The sequence below is a fragment of the Pseudomonas sp. 14P_5.3_Bac1 genome (assembly GCF_025466135.1).
Taxonomy (GTDB): Bacteria; Pseudomonadota; Gammaproteobacteria; order Pseudomonadales; family Pseudomonadaceae; genus Aquipseudomonas.
In genome coordinates this window covers 85,209-102,033 of the sequence record NZ_JANLOF010000020.1, presented here as the reverse complement: position 1 = coordinate 102,033, position 16,825 = coordinate 85,209, and the positions used below count along the sequence as shown (strand labels likewise).

21 protein-coding genes are annotated in these 16,825 nt (G+C 60.7%); 11 read left to right on the top strand and 10 right to left on the bottom strand.

What is annotated here, in order from left to right; all coding sequences use genetic code 11:
• Positions 1–32: 32 nt before the first annotated feature.
• Positions 33–461: an NINE protein gene (locus NTD89_RS05105; protein WP_262206626.1), complete on the bottom strand. Its 429-nt coding sequence runs from the start codon at positions 459–461 to the stop codon at positions 33–35.
• Positions 462–710: 249 nt separating this feature from the next.
• Here NTD89_RS05105 and NTD89_RS05100 point away from each other — a divergent pair, with 249 nt between their 5' ends.
• Positions 711–1,352 (top strand): C40 family peptidase, encoded by a 642-nt coding sequence (locus NTD89_RS05100; protein ID WP_145158570.1) that lies wholly within the window; start codon positions 711–713, stop codon positions 1,350–1,352.
• Positions 1,353–1,492: 140 nt separating this feature from the next.
• Here NTD89_RS05100 and NTD89_RS05095 read toward each other — a convergent pair whose 3' ends face one another.
• Positions 1,493–2,527 (bottom strand): type IV pilus twitching motility protein PilT, encoded by a 1,035-nt coding sequence (locus tag NTD89_RS05095; protein WP_242199822.1) that lies wholly within the window; start codon positions 2,525–2,527, stop codon positions 1,493–1,495.
• Between the two features lie 57 nt (positions 2,528–2,584).
• On the opposite strand from NTD89_RS05095, the gene NTD89_RS05090 reads away from it, so the two are divergent.
• From NTD89_RS05090 to NTD89_RS05050, 9 genes are all read left to right on the top strand, one after another.
• The gene (locus NTD89_RS05090; protein WP_119737447.1) at positions 2,585–3,271 is read left to right on the top strand and encodes a YggS family pyridoxal phosphate-dependent enzyme; all 687 of its coding nucleotides are present in this window, start codon (positions 2,585–2,587) and stop codon (positions 3,269–3,271) included.
• Positions 3,272–3,304: 33 nt separating this feature from the next.
• Positions 3,305–4,123 (top strand): pyrroline-5-carboxylate reductase, encoded by an 819-nt coding sequence (proC, locus tag NTD89_RS05085; RefSeq protein ID WP_145157730.1) that lies wholly within the window; start codon positions 3,305–3,307, stop codon positions 4,121–4,123.
• A gap of 35 nt (positions 4,124–4,158) precedes the next feature.
• Positions 4,159–4,746, top strand: a complete 588-nt coding sequence (locus NTD89_RS05080; RefSeq protein WP_145157732.1) for a YggT family protein — start codon at positions 4,159–4,161, stop codon at positions 4,744–4,746.
• A gap of 202 nt (positions 4,747–4,948) precedes the next feature.
• A complete protein-coding gene (locus NTD89_RS05075; RefSeq protein WP_145157735.1) occupies positions 4,949–6,088 on the top strand; it encodes a homoserine O-acetyltransferase in 1,140 nt (379 codons plus the stop codon).
• A 7-nt stretch (positions 6,089–6,095) separates the two neighbouring features.
• Positions 6,096–6,716, top strand: a complete 621-nt coding sequence (metW, locus tag NTD89_RS05070; protein ID WP_003213768.1) for a methionine biosynthesis protein MetW — start codon at positions 6,096–6,098, stop codon at positions 6,714–6,716.
• 21 nt (positions 6,717–6,737) lie between these two features.
• Positions 6,738–7,172, top strand: a complete 435-nt coding sequence (locus NTD89_RS05065) for a DUF4426 domain-containing protein (RefSeq protein WP_106575685.1) — start codon at positions 6,738–6,740, stop codon at positions 7,170–7,172.
• Positions 7,169–7,765 carry an RdgB/HAM1 family non-canonical purine NTP pyrophosphatase gene (gene rdgB / locus NTD89_RS05060; protein WP_262206629.1) on the top strand — a complete coding sequence of 199 codons (597 nt, stop codon included), beginning with the start codon at positions 7,169–7,171 and terminating at the stop codon, positions 7,763–7,765. Before NTD89_RS05065 ends, rdgB begins: the two co-directional genes overlap by 4 nt.
• Positions 7,762–8,964, top strand: coding sequence for a radical SAM family heme chaperone HemW (gene hemW / locus NTD89_RS05055; RefSeq protein WP_262206625.1), 1,203 nt, complete (start codon positions 7,762–7,764; stop codon positions 8,962–8,964). The genes rdgB and hemW overlap by 4 nt, the downstream gene beginning before the upstream one ends.
• 17 nt (positions 8,965–8,981) lie before the next feature.
• The gene (locus NTD89_RS05050) at positions 8,982–9,305 is read left to right on the top strand and encodes a DUF3392 domain-containing protein (protein WP_016972961.1); all 324 of its coding nucleotides are present in this window, start codon (positions 8,982–8,984) and stop codon (positions 9,303–9,305) included.
• A gap of 139 nt (positions 9,306–9,444) precedes the next feature.
• Here NTD89_RS05050 and trmB read toward each other — a convergent pair whose 3' ends face one another.
• The 4 genes from trmB to NTD89_RS05030 form a co-directional block, all read right to left on the bottom strand.
• Positions 9,445–10,170: a tRNA (guanosine(46)-N7)-methyltransferase TrmB gene (gene trmB / locus NTD89_RS05045; protein WP_060753471.1), complete on the bottom strand. Its 726-nt coding sequence runs from the start codon at positions 10,168–10,170 to the stop codon at positions 9,445–9,447.
• Positions 10,171–10,179: 9 nt separating this feature from the next.
• Positions 10,180–10,974, bottom strand: a complete 795-nt coding sequence (locus NTD89_RS05040) for a thiazole synthase (protein ID WP_017530960.1) — start codon at positions 10,972–10,974, stop codon at positions 10,180–10,182.
• A 65-nt stretch (positions 10,975–11,039) separates the two neighbouring features.
• On the bottom strand, positions 11,040–11,240 hold the full coding sequence (thiS, locus tag NTD89_RS05035; RefSeq protein ID WP_015886354.1) for a sulfur carrier protein ThiS: 201 nt from the start codon (positions 11,238–11,240) through the stop codon (positions 11,040–11,042).
• 71 nt (positions 11,241–11,311) lie between these two features.
• On the bottom strand, positions 11,312–11,689 hold the full coding sequence (locus NTD89_RS05030; RefSeq protein WP_106575688.1) for a DUF423 domain-containing protein: 378 nt from the start codon (positions 11,687–11,689) through the stop codon (positions 11,312–11,314).
• A 74-nt stretch (positions 11,690–11,763) separates the two neighbouring features.
• Between NTD89_RS05030 and mtgA the strand changes: the two genes are divergently transcribed.
• Positions 11,764–12,486 (top strand): monofunctional biosynthetic peptidoglycan transglycosylase, encoded by a 723-nt coding sequence (gene mtgA / locus NTD89_RS05025; protein ID WP_145157741.1) that lies wholly within the window; start codon positions 11,764–11,766, stop codon positions 12,484–12,486.
• 192 nt (positions 12,487–12,678) lie between these two features.
• On the opposite strand, the gene rpoH is transcribed toward mtgA, so the two are convergent.
• The 4 genes from rpoH to ftsY all read right to left on the bottom strand — a co-directional run bounded on the left by rpoH (position 12,679) and on the right by ftsY (position 16,780).
• Entirely contained in the window at positions 12,679–13,533 is an 855-nt protein-coding gene (rpoH, locus tag NTD89_RS05020; protein WP_003176698.1) for an RNA polymerase sigma factor RpoH, read from the bottom strand.
• Positions 13,534–13,662: 129 nt separating this feature from the next.
• On the bottom strand, positions 13,663–14,685 hold the full coding sequence (gene ftsX / locus NTD89_RS05015; RefSeq protein WP_145157743.1) for a permease-like cell division protein FtsX: 1,023 nt from the start codon (positions 14,683–14,685) through the stop codon (positions 13,663–13,665).
• On the bottom strand, positions 14,682–15,353 hold the full coding sequence (gene ftsE, locus NTD89_RS05010; protein ID WP_003213784.1) for a cell division ATP-binding protein FtsE: 672 nt from the start codon (positions 15,351–15,353) through the stop codon (positions 14,682–14,684). The genes ftsX and ftsE overlap by 4 nt, the downstream gene beginning before the upstream one ends.
• Entirely contained in the window at positions 15,350–16,780 is a 1,431-nt protein-coding gene (gene ftsY / locus NTD89_RS05005) for a signal recognition particle-docking protein FtsY (RefSeq protein WP_262206624.1), read from the bottom strand. Before ftsY ends, ftsE begins: the two co-directional genes overlap by 4 nt.
• Positions 16,781–16,825 lie beyond the last annotated feature (45 nt).

Here is a 16,825-nt window from a genome sequence, read left to right as displayed (position 1 = left end):
TTGACCGTGCTCACATTGACTTATATGCGCGCTCAGCGTCCGCTATTGCGCTCGGCATTGCGGATCGAAACCTGCGTATTCAGCGTCCAGAAGTCATACAGCACGCCCACCAGGAACAAACCGCCAGTCAGCAGGTAGATCAGGCCGGTGATCCATTTGCCCTGATACATGCGGTGCAGCCCGAACACGCCCAGGAACGCCAACAGTATCCAGGCCACGTTGTATTCGATCGGCCCGGCGGTGAAACGCAGGTCTGCTTCACGGTCCATGGCAGGGATCAGGAACAAGTCGATCAGCCAGCCGATCCCGAAAAGACCAAAGGTGAAAAACCAGATCGTCCCGGTCACAGGCTTGCCGTAATAGAAGCGGTGCGCCCCGGTAAAACCGAAAATCCACAGCAGGTAACCGATCACCTTGCTGTGGGTGTCCTGCTGCATCACATCCTGTTGATAGGTGTTCATGGAGTACCTCTTTTGCCTCGATAGATAAATTTTTTCATTTTCTTTGTGACTTTTTTACGGGCGCCCGACACACGGCAAATGGTATCTTCCCTCCCGCAAAGCCTTATGCCACCTGACCTCTGCAGGACGATAGCGGCAATTCGTCGCGCTTTTCCTGAATTTGACCCCAGGGTTCAGTCGACAAACGGCCTAAGAACGACACAAAAAGCTGTTATAAAGTTGCGCGCAAACCTAAAAGAGCCACGCCTAATGCGACCATTTTTCAAGACATGGCTAACCATCTGCCTATTAATGCCACTGGCCGCCCACGCCACCAATCGTGAGCAACGTCTTCCTAACGTTAACGGTTTCACCCCTAAAGTTCACAGCACACCAGGCACCGCCAAATCGGTAAAACTGACCGTCAACCGCCCGACTCAACTGAGCAAGGCCCACCACGGTAAAGTAACGCCCGGCCTGATGGCAGTTAACACCAAACAAAGCAGCAACGTCCTCAGCCGCGCGGTTAATGTGCTCGGTACTCCTTATCGTTGGGGCGGCAGCAGCCCAAGTAAAGGGTTCGACTGCAGTGGTCTGGTGAAATATGCGTTTAATGACGTCAAAGCGGTGGATTTGCCACGCACCTCCAACGCCATGGCCGCCGGTCACGGGCTGAAGGTTGATCGTAAAGACCTGAAACCGGGCGACCTGTTGTTCTTCAAGTTGAAGAGCCGCCAGGTCAATCACGTTGCCATCTACCTGGGCAACGACCGCTTTATCCACGCACCGCGTCGTGGCAAGTCGGTCAGCATCGACACGTTGAAAAAGCCGTTCTGGGACAAGAACTACGTGATTGCCAAACGGGTTCTGCCGAAAGAACAGAACAACAACCTGCGGGTTGTGCAGCGCTGATTTCAGTCTGATATGCGGTAACCAGTGTGGGAGCGGGCTTGCTCGCGAATGCGTTAGATCAGTCAACTAAGAGGGTGACTGACACTGCGCATTCGCGAGCAAGCCCGCTCCCACATTTGATTTTCATTGCCCGCAAGACCTCAGATGTCCCCAGGCACCCTCGCCTGCCCCCGCGCATCTTCCCGGCTGATCAGCCCCTCGCTGACCAACGCCTTCAAGCTCATGTCCAACGTTTTCATCCCCAGCGCGCCACCTGTCTGGATCGCCGAGACCATCTGCGCCACTTTGTCTTCACGGATCAGGTTACGAATAGCCGGTGTACCCAGCATGATCTCGTGAGCCGCCACCCGCCCACCACCGATCTTCTTGACCAGCACTTGCGACACCACCGCCTGCAACGACTCCGAGAGCATCGAGCGCACCATGGGCTTTTCCGCTGCCGGGAACACGTCCACCAGCCGGTCCACGCTCTTTGCGGCCGAGGTGGTGTGCAAGGTGCCAAATACCAGGTGCCCGGTCTCAGCGGCCGTCAGCGCCAGGCGGATGGTCTCAAGGTCGCGCAATTCGCCCACCAGAATCACATCCGGGTCTTCACGCAGCGCCGAACGCAGCGCCGCCGAAAAGCTGTGGGTATCGCGATGCACCTGACGCTGGTTGATCAAGGCCATTTTCGGCCTGTGGATAAATTCGATGGGGTCTTCGAGGGTGAGGATGTGCTGGCGCCGATGCCCGTTGAGGTAGTCGATCATCGCCGCCAGCGTGGTGGATTTGCCCGACCCGGTCGGCCCGGTGACCAGCACCAGGCCGCGCGGCAGTTGCGCGATACGCTGGAACACCGCCCCCAGCCCGAGGCGTTCAAGGCTCTGCACCTCGGCGGGAATGGTGCGAAACACCGCCCCCATGCCGCGATCCTGTTGAAATACATTCACCCGGAACCGCGCCACGCTCGGCAGTTCGAAGGCAAAATCGGTTTCAAGAGATGTTTCGAAATCCTTTTGTTGGTAGCGGTTGAGCAAAGGGCTCAATAACTCCGCAACTTGCGGGGGCGTGAGCACCGGGCCCTCCAGCGGCCAGACCTCGCCATCAACACGCAGCATCGGTGCCAGGCCGGCCGACAAATGCAGGTCGGAGGCGCCACGGCGCACGCTGGCCGTCAGCAATTCAGTGATATCCATAGGGCTTTCCATTTCCAGTAGAATGCCGCGGACTCCATATCCACGGGTGCATCTTGAATGTCGACGATAGCAGACAACATTGGCCTGGTTAGCGAGCGGATCCGTGCCGCGGCCCACGCCGTGCAACGTGACGAAAACAGCATCCACCTGCTGGCCGTGAGCAAGACCAAACCCGCGCAAGCCGTGCGCGAAGCCTACGCCGCCGGGATGCACGATTTTGGCGAGAACTACCTGCAGGAAGCCTTGGGCAAACAGGCGCAATTAACCGACCTGCCCTTGAGTTGGCACTTCATTGGCCCCATTCAATCGAACAAGACTCGTGCGATCGCCGAGAACTTCGCTTGGGTACATTCCGTGGACCGCTTGAAAATCGCTCAACGCCTGTCCGAACAACGCCCGGCCGACCTGCCGCCGCTGAACATCTGCATTCAGGTCAACGTCAGTGGCGAAGCCAGCAAATCCGGCTGTACGCCCGCCGACTTGCCGGCCCTGGCCCATGCGATCAGCGCCTTGCCGCGCCTGAAACTGCGCGGCCTGATGGCGATTCCCGAGCCGACTGAAGATCGCGCCGCGCAAGATGCGGCATTCGCAGCGGTGAGAGACCTGCAAGCCAGCCTGAATCTGCCGCTGGACACACTTTCCATGGGCATGAGCCACGACCTCGAGTCGGCCATCGCCCAAGGCGCCACCTGGGTGCGGATCGGTACCGCCCTGTTTGGCGCCCGCGACTACGGCCAGCCGTGAAATGGCTGACTTTCCTCTGAATAAGGACCTGTCATGAGCAACACGCGTATTGCCTTTATCGGCGCCGGTAACATGGCGGCCAGCCTGATCGGCGGCCTGCGGGCCAAGGGCCTGCAAGCCCAGCAGATAAGCGCCAGCGACCCGGGCGCCGACACCCGCGCCCGCGTCAGCAGCGAGCATGGCATTGAAACCTTTGCTGACAACGCCGAGGCCATCCAGGGTGTCGACGTGATCGTGCTGGCGGTGAAACCGCAGGCCATGAAGGCCGTGTGCGAAAGCCTGCGCCCGAGCCTGCAGCCACACCAACTGGTGGTCTCCATCGCCGCGGGCATCACCTGCGCCAGCATGAACAACTGGCTCGGTGAACAGCCAATTGTGCGCTGCATGCCCAACACCCCGGCGCTGCTGCGCAAGGGCGTGAGCGGCCTGTACGCCACCGCCGAAGTGACGGCCGAGCAACGCGATCAGGCGCAAGAACTGTTGTCCGCCGTCGGCATCGCCGTGTGGCTGGAGCAAGAGCAGCAACTGGACGCGGTCACCGCCGTGTCCGGCAGCGGCCCGGCGTACTTCTTTCTGTTGATCGAAGCCATGACCGCCGCCGGCGTGAAGCTGGGCCTGCCCCACGAAGTGGCTGAGCAACTGGCTGAGCAAACCGCCCTGGGCGCCGCGAACATGGCCGTCGACAGCGACGTGGACGCCGCCGAACTGCGCCGCCGCGTAACGTCGCCGGGTGGCACCACGCAAGCGGCCATTGAATCGTTCCAGGCCGGCGGCTTTGAAGCCCTGGTGGAAAAAGCCCTGGGTGCCGCGGCACATCGTTCGGCCGAGATGGCCGAGCAACTGGGCAAATAGTCGTCCCCTGCAACTGGACCCGATAGGAAACAAACATGCTCGGAATCAATGACGCTGCCATTTTCATCATCCAGACCTTGGGCAGCCTGTACCTGCTGATCGTGCTGATGCGCTTTATCCTGCAACTGGTGCGGGCGAACTTCTACAACCCGCTCTGCCAGTTCGTGGTGAAAGCCACCCAACCGCTGCTCAAACCGCTGCGCCGCGTGATCCCAAGCCTGTTCGGCCTGGACATGTCGTCGCTGGTGCTGGCGCTGCTGCTGCAGATTTTGCTGTTTATGGTGATCCTGATGCTCAACGGCTATCAGGCCTTCACCCCGCTGCTGTTGCCATGGGGCCTGATCGGTATCTTCTCGCTGTTTTTGAAGATCATCTTCTGGTCGATGATCATCAGCGTGATCCTCTCGTGGGTCGCACCCGGCAGCCGTAGCCCTGGCGCGGAGCTGGTAGCCCAGATCACCGAGCCGGTGCTGGCGCCGTTCCGTCGGTTGATCCCGAACCTGGGCGGCCTGGATATCTCGCCGATCTTCGCGTTTATCGCGATCCAGCTGCTGCAAAGCTGGGTGATCCCGCGCCTGGCCTACTACGCGTTCATGCCCAAGGAGCTGTTCGGGCTGATTTGAAACGCGGATAAGTGTGGGAGCGGGCTTGCTCGCGAATGCAGTCGATCAGTCGATATTTTCGCTGACTGACACACCGTATTCGCAAGCAAGCCCGCTCCCACATTTTGTATCCGCGTACTGAATTGACTCCGTGCAGGCCTTTGCTTGCCGCTAAGTGCAGCGGTCTTTAGACTTACGCCTCATTTAAACGAGAGCAGGGTCGATGCCAGCTGCCTTCCCCCCCGATTCTGTTGGACTGGTCGTGCCCCAAGTGGCGCACTTCAGCGAACCGCTGGCCCTGGCCTGCGGCCGTTCGCTGCCGGCCTATGACCTGATCTACGAAACCTACGGCCAACTGAACGCCACGGCGAGCAACGCCGTGCTGATCTGCCACGCCCTGTCCGGCCATCATCACGCCGCCGGTTTCCACAGTGCCGACGAGCGCAAGCCCGGCTGGTGGGACAGCTGCATCGGCCCCGGCAAGCCCATCGACACCAACAAATTCTTTGTGGTGAGCCTGAACAACCTCGGCGGCTGCAACGGTTCCACCGGCCCGAGCAGCCTCAACCCGGAAACCGGCAAACCGTTCGGCGCGGATTTCCCGGTGCTGACCGTGGAAGACTGGGTGCACAGCCAGGCGCGTCTGGCGGACCTGCTGGGCATCGGCCAATGGGCCGCGGTGATCGGCGGCAGCCTGGGCGGCATGCAAGCGCTGCAATGGACCATCACCTACCCGGACCGCGTGCGCCATTGCCTGGCCATCGCTTCGGCGCCGAAACTGTCGGCGCAGAACATCGCCTTCAACGAAGTGGCCCGTCAGGCCATCCTCACCGACCCCGAGTTCCACGGCGGTTCGTTCCAGGAAGCGGGCGTGATCCCCAAGCGTGGCTTGATGCTGGCGCGGATGGTCGGGCACATCACTTACCTGTCCGATGACTCCATGGGCGAGAAATTCGGTCGTGGCCTCAAGAGCGAAAAGCTCAACTACGACTTCCACAGCGTTGAGTTCCAGGTCGAAAGTTACCTGCGCTATCAGGGCGAAGAGTTTTCCGGGCGTTTCGACGCCAACACTTACCTGCTGATGACCAAGGCGCTGGACTACTTCGACCCGGCCGCCAACTTCAACGACGACCTGGCGAAAACCTTTGAGGGCGCCACCGCCAAGTTCTGCGTGATGTCGTTCACCACCGACTGGCGCTTCTCGCCGGCCCGCTCCCGTGAGCTGGTGGACGCGCTGATGGCCGCCAAGAAAGATGTCTGCTACCTGGAGATCGATGCTCCGCAAGGCCATGACGCCTTCCTGATCCCGATCCCGCGCTACCTGCAGGCTTTCAGCAATTACATGAACCGCATAACTCTGTGAGAACGCCATGAGAGCCGACCTGGAAATCATCCAAGACTGGATCCCCGCCGGCAGCCGCGTGCTCGACCTCGGTTGCGGTGATGGCGAACTGCTGAGCTGGCTGCGCGACAACAAGCAAGTCACCGGCTACGGCCTGGAAAATGACCCGGACAACATTGCCCAGTGCGTGGCCAAGGGCATCAACGTGATCGAGCAGGACCTGGACAAGGGCCTGGGCAACTTTGCCAGCAACAGCTTCGACATCGTGGTGATGACCCAGGCTCTGCAAGCCGTGCACTACCCGGACCGCATTCTCGACGAAATGCTGCGTGTGGGCCGCCAGTGCATCATCACCTTTCCCAACTTCGGCCACTGGCGCTGCCGCTGGTACCTGGCCACCAAGGGCCGCATGCCGGTGTCGGACTTCCTGCCGTACACGTGGTACAACACCCCGAACATCCACTTCTGCACCTTCGAAGACTTCGAAGCCTTGTGCGGAGAGCGTGAGGCCAAAGTCATCAACCGCCTTGCCGTCGATCAACAGCATCGCCACGGCTGGGCGAGTAAGCTATGGCCCAATCTGTTGGGCGAAATCGGGATCTACCGCGTCAGCAGTCCTGGCCTCACAGACCATCAAATTGCCGTCTAACCATTTTCAAGGAGGACGAACATGAGTCGTTTGGCTGTATTTCTACTCACCGCGTGCCTGGGCGTCAGCGCCATGGCGGCGGATGCCATCGATGGTAATCGCCAGAAAGAATTCGGCGATATCACGGTGCATTACAACACCCTGACCACGAGTTTCCTGACGCCGGAAATGGCTCAGGAAGCCGGGATCGTACGCAGCAAAGAGCTGGGCATGATCAATGTGTTTGTGAACAAGGGCGTCGAACCGATCGACGCAACCGTCACCGGCACGATCAAAGACCTGGGCGGCAAGAGCGAGATGCTCACGTTCAAGAAAATCATCCAGAACGGCTCCACGCTGTACGTTGCCCAGTACGCAGTGCCACAGCAGGAAACCAAGATTTTCACCATCAATGTTGAAACCGGCGGCAAAGCCCACGGCTTCCAATTCAACCAAGAACTGTTTCCGGCCGACTGATGAACCTCACACAACTCGTACTGGCCAGCCATAACGCCGGCAAACTCAAAGAGCTCCAGGCGATGCTCGGTGATTCCGTGCAACTGCGCTCGATCGGCGAGTTCAGCCAGGTCGAGCCGGAAGAAACCGGCCTGTCATTTGTCGAAAACGCGATCCTCAAGGCCCGCAACGCCGCGCGTATCTCCGGTTTGCCGGCGTTGGCGGATGATTCGGGCCTGGCGGTGGACTTCCTGGGCGGAGCACCTGGCATTTACTCAGCGCGGTATGCCGACGGCAAGGGCGACGCGGCCAACAACGCCAAGTTGCTGGACGCCCTCAAGGACATGCCGGACGCGATGCGCGGCGCGCAGTTCGTCTGTGTGCTGGCGCTGGTGCGGCATGCCGATGACCCGCTGCCGATCCTCTGCGAAGGCCTGTGGCACGGGCGCATCCTGCATGCGGCCAGTGGCGAGCACGGGTTTGGCTACGATCCGCTGTTCTGGGTGCCGGAGCGTAATGTTTCCAGCGCCGAACTGAGCCCGGCCGACAAGAACCAGATCAGCCACCGCGCCCGCGCAATGGATTTGCTGCGCCAACGCCTGAGCCTGAAATGACCCAGAACACCTCCGCGCAGCCGCTGATCCACGGCGGCGCGCAAACGCCTCGGGCGGCCCTGCCGCACCTGCCGCCCTTGGCGCTGTACATCCACATTCCGTGGTGTGTGCGCAAATGCCCGTATTGCGACTTCAACTCCCACACCGCCAGCAAGGTGCTGCCGGAAGAAGAGTATGTAGACGCGTTGCTGGCTGACCTTGATCAAGACCTGCACGCGGTTTACGGCCGTGAACTCAGCTCGATCTTCTTCGGTGGCGGCACGCCCAGCCTGTTCAGCGCCGCTGCACTGGGCCGTTTGCTCAAGGGCGTGGAAGCACGCATCCCGTTTGCCGGCGACATCGAAATCACCCTGGAAGCCAACCCCGGGACCTTCGAGCAAGAGAAGTTCGTGGCCTACCGCGCGCTGGGCATCAATCGCTTGTCCATCGGCATCCAGAGTTTCCAGCAGGAGAAGCTCGAAGCCCTGGGCCGCATTCACAACGGTGACGAAGCCGTGCGCGCCGCCGGCATGGCGCGCCAGGCCGGGTTTGATAACTTCAACCTGGACCTGATGCATGGCTTGCCCGATCAATCCCTGGACGACGCCCTGAGCGACTTGCGCCAGGCCATCGCCCTCAAGCCGACGCACTTGTCGTGGTACCAGCTGACCCTGGAACCCAACACCGTGTTCTGGAACCAGCCGCCCGTGCTGCCGGAAGACGACACGCTGTGGGACATTCAGGAGGCCGGTCAGGCGCTGCTGGCCGAACACGGTTACGCGCAATATGAAGTCTCGGCGTATGCCCAACCGGGCCGCCCGGCGCGGCACAATCTGAATTACTGGAGCTTTGGCGATTTTATCGGCATCGGCGCCGGCGCCCACGGCAAGCTCAGCCACCCGGACGGGCGCATCGTGCGCACCTGGAAGACGCGAGCACCCAAGGACTACCTCAACCCGGCCAAAAGCTTTCAGGCCGGGGCGAAAGAACTGACCCATGAAGAGCTTCCATTCGAGTTCCTCATGAACGCGCTGCGGCTCACCGAAGGCGTCGACGCCAGGCTCTACGCCGAACGCACCGGCCTTGATCTGGCGAGCCTTGACGAGGGCCGCCGTGAGGCAGAACAAAGTGGCTTAATGCAGGTCGAACCGTCACGCCTGGCGGCGACCGACCGCGGGCAACTCTTTCTCAATGACCTGCTGCAGAAGTTTTTGAGCTGACGCTCTAAGGAATTCGAATGGATTTGGTACTCGACCTGCTCGCCACCGTATCCCGCTGGAGCCGTAGTAACCTGTCGGAAATCTCTCTGGCTCTTGTCGGCTGCTTGCTGGTGTTGTTCGGCGCCGATATCAAAGGCTGGGTCGAGGCCCGCCTGGGCAGCATCGCGGGCGCATTGCGCGTTCCCTTGATGGCGCTGGTGTGCATGATCGGCAGCGGTGCGGCGTTGATCTACGCCACGCCATGGATTGTGCGGGGGTTGAGCCAGTTCAATAACTACAGCCTGGCGCCGGTGCTGGTGGTGGTGCTGGTGTTGATTGGGGTTGTGGCAGACCGTCGCTGAACCCGAAGCCAACACAAAACCAAATGTGGGAGCTGGCTTGCCTGCGATGCACACACCTCGGTGTATCAGTGATACCCAGGTGATGCTATCGCAGGCAAGCCAGCTCCCACATTGGATTGCATTTCAGATGTGCAGCTAATTAAGCCAGCTTCTCGAACTTCAAATCCCAAACCCCATGCCCCAACCGCTCGCCGCGGCGCTCGAACTTGGTGATCGGACGCTCAGCCGGGCGTGGCACGCATTTGCCGTCTTCGGCCAGGTTGCGATAGCCAGGGGCGACGTTCATCACTTCCAGCATGTACTCGGCGTACGGTTCCCAGTCGGTCGCCATGTGCAGGATGCCGCCGACTTTAAGCTTGCTGCGCACCAGCTCCGCGAACGAAGCCTGGACGATGCGACGCTTGTGGTGACGGGCTTTGTGCCACGGGTCCGGGAAGAACAGCATCAGGCGATCGAGGCTGTTGTCGGCGATGCAGCGGTTGAGCACTTCAATCGCGTCGCAGTCGTAGACCCGCAGGTTGGTCAGGCCTTGGGTCAGCACGCCGTTGAGCAACGCGCCGACACCCGGACGGTGTACTTCCACACCGATGAAGTCCTGCTCCGGCGAGGCCGCGGCCATTTCCAGCAAGGAGTGACCCATGCCGAAACCGATTTCCAGGGAACGCGGGGCCGAACGGCCAAACACCTGGTCGTAGTCCACTGGCGCGTCGGCCAATGGCAAGACGAACAGCGGCGTGCCCTGCTCCAGGCCCTTTTGTTGGCCTTCGGTCATACGGCCCGCGCGCATCACAAAGCTCTTGATACGGCGGTGCTTGGACTCGTCGCCCTCTTCCACGGTGTTCGGCGTTTCGTTTGATTCAGTCATCAATAGCTCTTACTTGATCAGACCATCCAGCGGCGAAGAGGCGCTGGCATAGAGTTTTTTCGGCATACGGCCGGCGAGGTAGGCCAGGCGGCCCGCGACGATCGCATGGTTCATGGCTTGCGCCATCATGATCGGCTGCTGGGCATGCGCGATGGCCGAGTTCATCAGCACCGCATCGCAACCCAGCTCCATGGCAATGGTGGCGTCGGAGGCCGTGCCTACGCCCGCGTCCACCAGCACCGGAATCTTGGCTTCTTCGAGGATGATCTGCAGGTTGTACGGGTTGCAGATACCCAGGCCGGAACCGATCAGACCGGCCAGCGGCATCACCGCAATGCAGCCGATTTCTGCCAGCTGGCGGGCAATGATCGGGTCGTCGCTGGTGTAAACCATCACGTCGAAGCCTTCCTTGACCAGCGTTTCGGCGGCTTTCAGGGTTTCGATCACGTTGGGGAACAGGGTCTTCTGGTCGGCCAGTACTTCCAGCTTCACCAGGTTGTGGCCGTCGAGCAGCTCGCGAGCCAGGCGGCACGTGCGCACCGCTTCAATCGCGTCGTAGCACCCGGCGGTGTTCGGCAAGAAGGTGTAGCGGTCCGGCGACAGCACTTCGAGCAGGTTCGGCTCGCCCTCGATCTGGCCGAGGTTGGTGCGGCGCACGGCGAAGGTAACGATCTCGGCGCCCGAGGCTTCGATGGCCAGGCGGGTTTCTTCCATGTCGCGGTACTTGCCGGTGCCGACCAGCAGACGGGACTGGTAGGTACGACCGGCCAGAACGAAGGGCTTGTCGCTACGAACGATGCTCATGGGAAATCCTCGAGGTGGGATGAGGTTCTGCAGAATGCGGGTTGGCGCGCTGGCGCGCCGGGCGACTAGCCGCCGCCGATGGCATGGACCACTTCGACCTGATCACCTTCGGTGAGCGCGGTCTCGGCGTGCAGGCTACGCGGGACGATATCCAGGTTGAGCTCCACTGCGACGCGACGCCCGGTCAAGTCCAGACGGGTCAGCAGGGCCGCAACGGTTTCACCGTCGGGCAGTTCAAAGGATTCGCCATTCAACTGAATGCGCATGCCACGGGCCGCCATCGTTTTTAGGGGCCAGCATTCTAGCCCGATTGGCGTTGTCGGCCCAAGCCCCTCGGTCAGATGACCTGCAGGCGCCATGCGGTGAGGCCAAGAAAGAACCAGCCCAACAGGAATGCCAGCCCGCCAAACGGCGTAATGATGCCGAGTTTGCTGATGCCGGTCAGGGTCAGCGCATACAAGCTGCCGGAAAACAGCAGGATACCGACGGTAAACGAGATGCCCGCCCAGCTGACCAGCCGGCCAGGAATGTGCGCGGCCAGCAGCGCCACGCCGAACAGCGCCAGGGCGTGCACCAGTTGGTACGTCACGCCGGTATGGAAAATCGCCAGGTACTCGGCGCTCAAGCGGTTTTTCAGGGCATGAGCCGCAAAAGCACCGAGGGCAACGCCGGTGAAGCCGAAAAAGGCAGCCAGCATCAGAAAGCTACGCAGCATGAGGAACTCCAGTCAGACTCAAGGGGCCGGGTCTGTATAATGGCCCGCTCAACGGGTTCGGCCAAGCCATCTCTATGCTGCGTCTCCTCTTCAAGCGTTTTCTCAAAGTCGTGAAATGGTTTGCCATCGGCAGTGTGCTGCTGGTGTTGCTGTTTCGTGTCGTGCCGCCACCGTTCACCGCATTGATGGTGGAGCGCAAAGTCGAGTCCTGGGTCGACGGCGAGCCGATTGACCTGCAACGCACGTGGGTGGCGTGGGACGAGATCTCCGACGACCTTAAAGTGGCGGTGATGGCCGGTGAAGACCAACGTTTCCCGCAGCATTGGGGCTTCGACTTTGACGCGATTCAAGCGGCGCTGCTGCACAACGAACGCGGCGGCTCGATTCGCGGCGCCAGCACGCTGAGCCAGCAGGTGTCGAAAAACCTGTTTCTGTGGACCGGCCGCAGCTATTTGCGCAAAGGCCTGGAGGCCTGGTTTACCGCGCTGACTGAGGTGCTGTGGCCCAAGCAGCGAATTCTTGAGGTGTACCTCAACAGCGTCGAATGGGATGAAGGTGTGTTTGGCGCCGAAGCGGCGGCCCGGCATCACTTTGGCGTGAGCGCCAAGGGGCTTTCCCGCCAGCAGGCCAGTTACTTGGCGGCGGTGTTGCCCAACCCTCGGGTGTGGAGCGCCAGTCATCCAACCGCCTATGTGGCGCGACGGGCGGCGTGGATTCGCCAGCAGATGAGCCAGTTGGGTGGCGATAGTTATCTGGTCGAACTGAACAATTCGCGCAAGGCACCCTGGGCTGACTGACACAACACAACCCCTGTGGGAGCTGGCTTGCCTGCGATAGCGAAATGTCAGTTTGCAGAGAGGCTGGCTGACAGGGCCTCATCGCAGGCAAGCCAGCTCCCACAGAGAACCACACTGGATATCGGATTTTCGACTCCAAACAAAAATGCCCCGATCTTTCGATCGGGGCATTTTTTTGCCTGTTCGCAGCGTTTAGGCGGCGATGGACAGTTTCAGCTTGTTCATCGCGCTTTTCTCAAGCTGACGAATCCGCTCGGCCGACACGTTGTACTTCTGCGCCAGGTCGTGCAGCGTGGCTTTTTCTTCTGCCAGCCAGCGCTGGTAGAGGATGTCACGGCTACGGTCGTCCAACACTTCCAGCGCTTCGTGCAGGTTGTGGTTGGAGTTGTCGCTCCAGTCGGCATCTTCCAGTTGACGCGCCGGGTCGTACCGGTGGTCTTCCAGGTAGTTGGCCGGCGACTGGAAGGCGCTGTCGTCGTCCGCTTCGGCGGCCGGGTCGAACGCCATGTCATGGCCGGTCAGGCGGCTTTCCATCTCGCGCACTTCACGCGGCTCCACACCGAGGCTTTCGGCCACACGGTGGACTTCCTCGTTGTTCAGCCACGCCAGGCGTTTCTTCTGGCTGCGCAGGTTGAAGAACAGCTTGCGCTGGGCCTTGGTGGTCGCGACTTTCACGATGCGCCAGTTGCGCAGGATGAACTCGTGAATTTCCGCCTTGATCCAGTGCACAGCAAACGACACCAGACGCACACCCATTTCCGGGTTAAAGCGTTTTACAGCCTTCATCAGACCAACGTTGCCTTCCTGGATCAGGTCAGCCTGGGCCAGACCGTAGCCGCTATAGCTACGGGCGATATGTACGACAAAACGCAGGTGGGCGAGCACCATCTGCCGAGCCGCCCCCAAATCCTGCTCATAGTAGAGACTCTCGGCCAGTTCACGCTCCTGCTCGGGCGTCAGCAAAGGAATGCTGTTGACCGTGTGCACATAGGCCTCCAGGTTCGCACCCGGGACCAGAGCATAAGCAGGTTGCAAAGAAGTGGTCATACGAAAAAACCTCCGACTCACATAACTCGTGCAGTTCAGCACTGCGAAAATTGACCGGGAACCGTAGGACAAGTTCCCTAAACCACTGATACGGTCAATACAAACGAAACCACATTAATCTGACATTAACTACTTCGGCGCCAGCTCACGTAAGTGACGAGCGACCGCAATCCACGCACCGATATACCCCAACAATACCGCGCCAAGCAAGAGTGACAGGCCATCGGCGACCGGCACGCCGGCCAGGGCAAAATCGCTGCCGTACAAGCCGGCAAGCCCGACTACCGCGTCGTTCAGCCAGTCAAGGCCAAAAGCCAGCACACCCCAGGACAAAATCCCGGCACCAAAGCCATAAAGCGCGCCCATGTACAGAAAAGGACGACGCACATAGCTGTCCGTGCCGCCGACCAGTTTAATCACTTCTATCTCGGTGCGACGGTTTTCAATATGAAGACGAATGGTATTACCTATCACCAAAAGTAATGCAGACACCAACAGCACCGTCAGGCCGAACACAAAGCGGTCGCCCAGCTTGAGAATCGCGGCAAGGCGCTCTACCCAGACTAGATCAAGTTGCGCCTGTTGTACCTTCGGCATCTCTGCGAGTTTTTGTCGCAGCGCCTCCAGCGCCGGCTTGTCGACTTCATTAGGCGTTACCAGCACCACGCCCGGCAGCGGGTTTTGCGGCAACTCTTTAAGCGCCTCACCCAGGCCGGATTGCTGCTGGAACTCCTCAAGCGCCTGGTCGCGGCTGATGTACTCGGCGTCCGCCACACCCGGCAGGTTCTTGATGTCGTCGCGCAAGTTCTCGCCGTCTTTCGCGCTGGCGTCGAGGTTCAGGTACAGCGAAATCTGCGCCGCACGCTGCCAGGAACCACCCAGGCGCTCGACATTATTAAGCAGCAGCGACAAACCCATCGGCAGGCTCAGTGCCACGGCCATCACCAGGCAGGTGAAAAAGCTGCCGATGGGCTGCTTGCCCAGGCGGCGCAGGCTGTCGAGCAGGCTGGCGCGATGGCTTTCGATCCAGGCGCGCAGCAGCGTGCTGAAATCCGGGCCATCGTCTTCGTCGCGTTTTTTCTTCTGCGGCTGCGGGTCGGCGGCTTTAGGCGCCACACGCTCGGACACTTTAGGGCTGCGTGTTGCACTCATACGCCGGCCTCCCCATCGCCGATCAGACGGCCGCGTTGCAGGGTCAGCATGCGGTGGCGCATGCGCGCGATCAGCGCCAGGTCGTGACTGGCGATCAGCACGCTGGTGCCCAGGCGATTGATATCTTCGAATACGCCCATGATCTCGGCCGCCAGGCGCGGGTCGAGGTTACCGGTAGGTTCGTCCGCCAGCAGCAAGGCCGGGCGGTGAACAATCGCGCGGGCGATGCCGACGCGCTGTTGCTGGCCGGTGGACAGGTCGCCCGGATACAGGTCGGTCTTGTCCGACAGCGCCACGCGCTCAAGGGCCGAGTCCACCCGCTTGACGATCTCGGCCTTGGACAGCCCGAGAATCTGCAACGGCAGCGCAATGTTGTTGAACACGGTGCGATCAAACAGCAACTGGTGATTCTGGAACACCACGCCAATCTGACGGCGCAGGAACGGAATCTGTGCATTGCTGATGGTGGCCAGATCCTGGCCCGCCAGCAGCAACTTGCCGGTGGTCGGGCGCTCCATGGCCAGCAGCAGTCGCAGCAGCGTACTTTTGCCCGCGCCCGAATGACCGGTTACAAACAAGAATTCGCCGCGACGCACTCGAAAGCTCAGCTCATGCAAGCCCACATGCCCGTTGGCGTAGCGTTTACCGACCTGTTCGAATCGAATCATGAACGCTCCCGCTCGGCGAAAAGTGCCTGTACAAAGGGTTCGGCTTCAAAGGTGCGCAGGTCGTCGATGCCTTCACCGACGCCGATGTAACGAATCGGCAACCCGAACTGTTTGGCCAGGGCGAAGATCACGCCGCCCTTGGCCGTGCCGTCGAGCTTAGTCAATGCCAGGCCCGTGAGTTGCACCGTCTGGTTGAATTGTTTGGCCTGGCTGATGGCGTTCTGGCCGGTGCCGGCGTCAAGCACCAGCAACACTTCGTGCGGCGCATCGGCATCGAGCTTGCTGATGACGCGGCGGACCTTTTTCAACTCTTCCATCAAGTTGTCTTTGGTGTGCAGACGACCAGCGGTATCGGCAATCAATACGTCGATGTTACGGGCCTTGGCAGCTTGCACGGCATCGAAGATGACGGACGCGGAGTCGGCGCCGGTGTGCTGGGCGATAACCGGAATCTTGTTGCGCTCACCCCAAACCTGCAGCTGCTCCACGGCGGCGGCGCGGAAGGTGTCGCCGGCGGCGAGCATGACTTTCTTGCCTTCCGACTGCAGCTTCTTGGCCAACTTGCCGATGGTGGTGGTTTTGCCGGCGCCGTTGACACCGACCACCAGAATCACGAACGGTTTGTTCGGCGTGATCACCAGCGGCGCTTCCACGGGTTTGAGCATCGCAGCCAGCTCAGCCTGCAGCGATTTGTAGAGCGCGTCTGCGTCGGTCAGCTGTTTGCGCGCAACTTTCTGGGTCAGGCTCTGGATGATCACCGCAGTGGCTTCGACGCCCACGTCGGCGGTCAACAGGCGGGTTTCGATATCTTCCAGCAACTCGTCATCAATGACCTTCTTGCCCAGGAACAGGCTGGCCATGCCTTCGCCGATGCTGGCGCTGGTCTTGCTCAGACCCTGCTTGAGGCGGGCAAAGAAGCCGGTTTTGCTGGTTTCAGCGGCAGGGGCGACCGGCTCCGGTGCAACGGGTGGCTCGATCACGGCAGGCGCGGCAACGACGACAGGAGCTGGCGCTGGCTCAACCACTGCCGGCGCAGGCGTTTGGATGACGGCTGGCGCCTCGACCACAACGGCCACCGGCTCGACCACGACCGGAATCGGCGGCGTCACGTGCTCAGCCTGCACATCCTCGACCAGTGCCACAGGCTCCTCGGCAACCGGCAGCTCAAGCCACGGCTTGTGTTCAGGCTCAGGTTCCGGCACCTCCTCAACCACCGGCTGCAACACCGGCTCGGCCATCGGCAACACCACCGGAGCCGGGATTTCAGCGACCGGTTCGGCGTCAACTATAGGTTCGGAAATCGGCTCAGGCTGAACCTGTGGCTGTTCGACGACGGTTTCCTGCGGCTTTTTGCGCAGCCATCCGAACAGGCCTTTTTTCTCGCCAGCCGCAGCTGGGCTCTTCTTGTCGTCGTTGGAACCAAACATGGAGGACGGCTATCTCAAAGTAGCGATGCGCCAGGGCGCCTCGGT

What these genes read in the sequence shown, in the direction of transcription:
- NTD89_RS05105 (WP_262206626.1), bottom strand. Translation starts at nt 461, where the DNA reads ATGAACACCTATCAACAGGATGTGATGCAGCAGGACACCCACAGCAAG.
- NTD89_RS05100 (WP_145158570.1), top strand. Translation starts at nt 711, where the DNA reads ATGCGACCATTTTTCAAGACATGGCTAACCATCTGCCTATTAATGCCA.
- NTD89_RS05095 (WP_242199822.1), bottom strand. Translation starts at nt 2,527, where the DNA reads ATGGATATCACTGAATTGCTGACGGCCAGCGTGCGCCGTGGCGCCTCC.
- NTD89_RS05090 (WP_119737447.1), top strand. Translation starts at nt 2,585, where the DNA reads ATGTCGACGATAGCAGACAACATTGGCCTGGTTAGCGAGCGGATCCGT.
- proC (WP_145157730.1), top strand. Translation starts at nt 3,305, where the DNA reads ATGAGCAACACGCGTATTGCCTTTATCGGCGCCGGTAACATGGCGGCC.
- NTD89_RS05080 (WP_145157732.1), top strand. Translation starts at nt 4,159, where the DNA reads ATGCTCGGAATCAATGACGCTGCCATTTTCATCATCCAGACCTTGGGC.
- NTD89_RS05075 (WP_145157735.1), top strand. Translation starts at nt 4,949, where the DNA reads ATGCCAGCTGCCTTCCCCCCCGATTCTGTTGGACTGGTCGTGCCCCAA.
- metW (WP_003213768.1), top strand. Translation starts at nt 6,096, where the DNA reads ATGAGAGCCGACCTGGAAATCATCCAAGACTGGATCCCCGCCGGCAGC.
- NTD89_RS05065 (WP_106575685.1), top strand. Translation starts at nt 6,738, where the DNA reads ATGAGTCGTTTGGCTGTATTTCTACTCACCGCGTGCCTGGGCGTCAGC.
- hemW (WP_262206625.1), top strand. Translation starts at nt 7,762, where the DNA reads ATGACCCAGAACACCTCCGCGCAGCCGCTGATCCACGGCGGCGCGCAA.
- NTD89_RS05050 (WP_016972961.1), top strand. Translation starts at nt 8,982, where the DNA reads ATGGATTTGGTACTCGACCTGCTCGCCACCGTATCCCGCTGGAGCCGT.
- trmB (WP_060753471.1), bottom strand. Translation starts at nt 10,170, where the DNA reads ATGACTGAATCAAACGAAACGCCGAACACCGTGGAAGAGGGCGACGAG.
- NTD89_RS05040 (WP_017530960.1), bottom strand. Translation starts at nt 10,974, where the DNA reads ATGAGCATCGTTCGTAGCGACAAGCCCTTCGTTCTGGCCGGTCGTACC.
- thiS (WP_015886354.1), bottom strand. Translation starts at nt 11,240, where the DNA reads ATGCGCATTCAGTTGAATGGCGAATCCTTTGAACTGCCCGACGGTGAA.
- NTD89_RS05030 (WP_106575688.1), bottom strand. Translation starts at nt 11,689, where the DNA reads ATGCTGCGTAGCTTTCTGATGCTGGCTGCCTTTTTCGGCTTCACCGGC.
- mtgA (WP_145157741.1), top strand. Translation starts at nt 11,764, where the DNA reads ATGCTGCGTCTCCTCTTCAAGCGTTTTCTCAAAGTCGTGAAATGGTTT.
- rpoH (WP_003176698.1), bottom strand. Translation starts at nt 13,533, where the DNA reads ATGACCACTTCTTTGCAACCTGCTTATGCTCTGGTCCCGGGTGCGAAC.
- ftsX (WP_145157743.1), bottom strand. Translation starts at nt 14,685, where the DNA reads ATGAGTGCAACACGCAGCCCTAAAGTGTCCGAGCGTGTGGCGCCTAAA.
- ftsE (WP_003213784.1), bottom strand. Translation starts at nt 15,353, where the DNA reads ATGATTCGATTCGAACAGGTCGGTAAACGCTACGCCAACGGGCATGTG.
- ftsY (WP_262206624.1), bottom strand. Translation starts at nt 16,780, where the DNA reads ATGTTTGGTTCCAACGACGACAAGAAGAGCCCAGCTGCGGCTGGCGAG.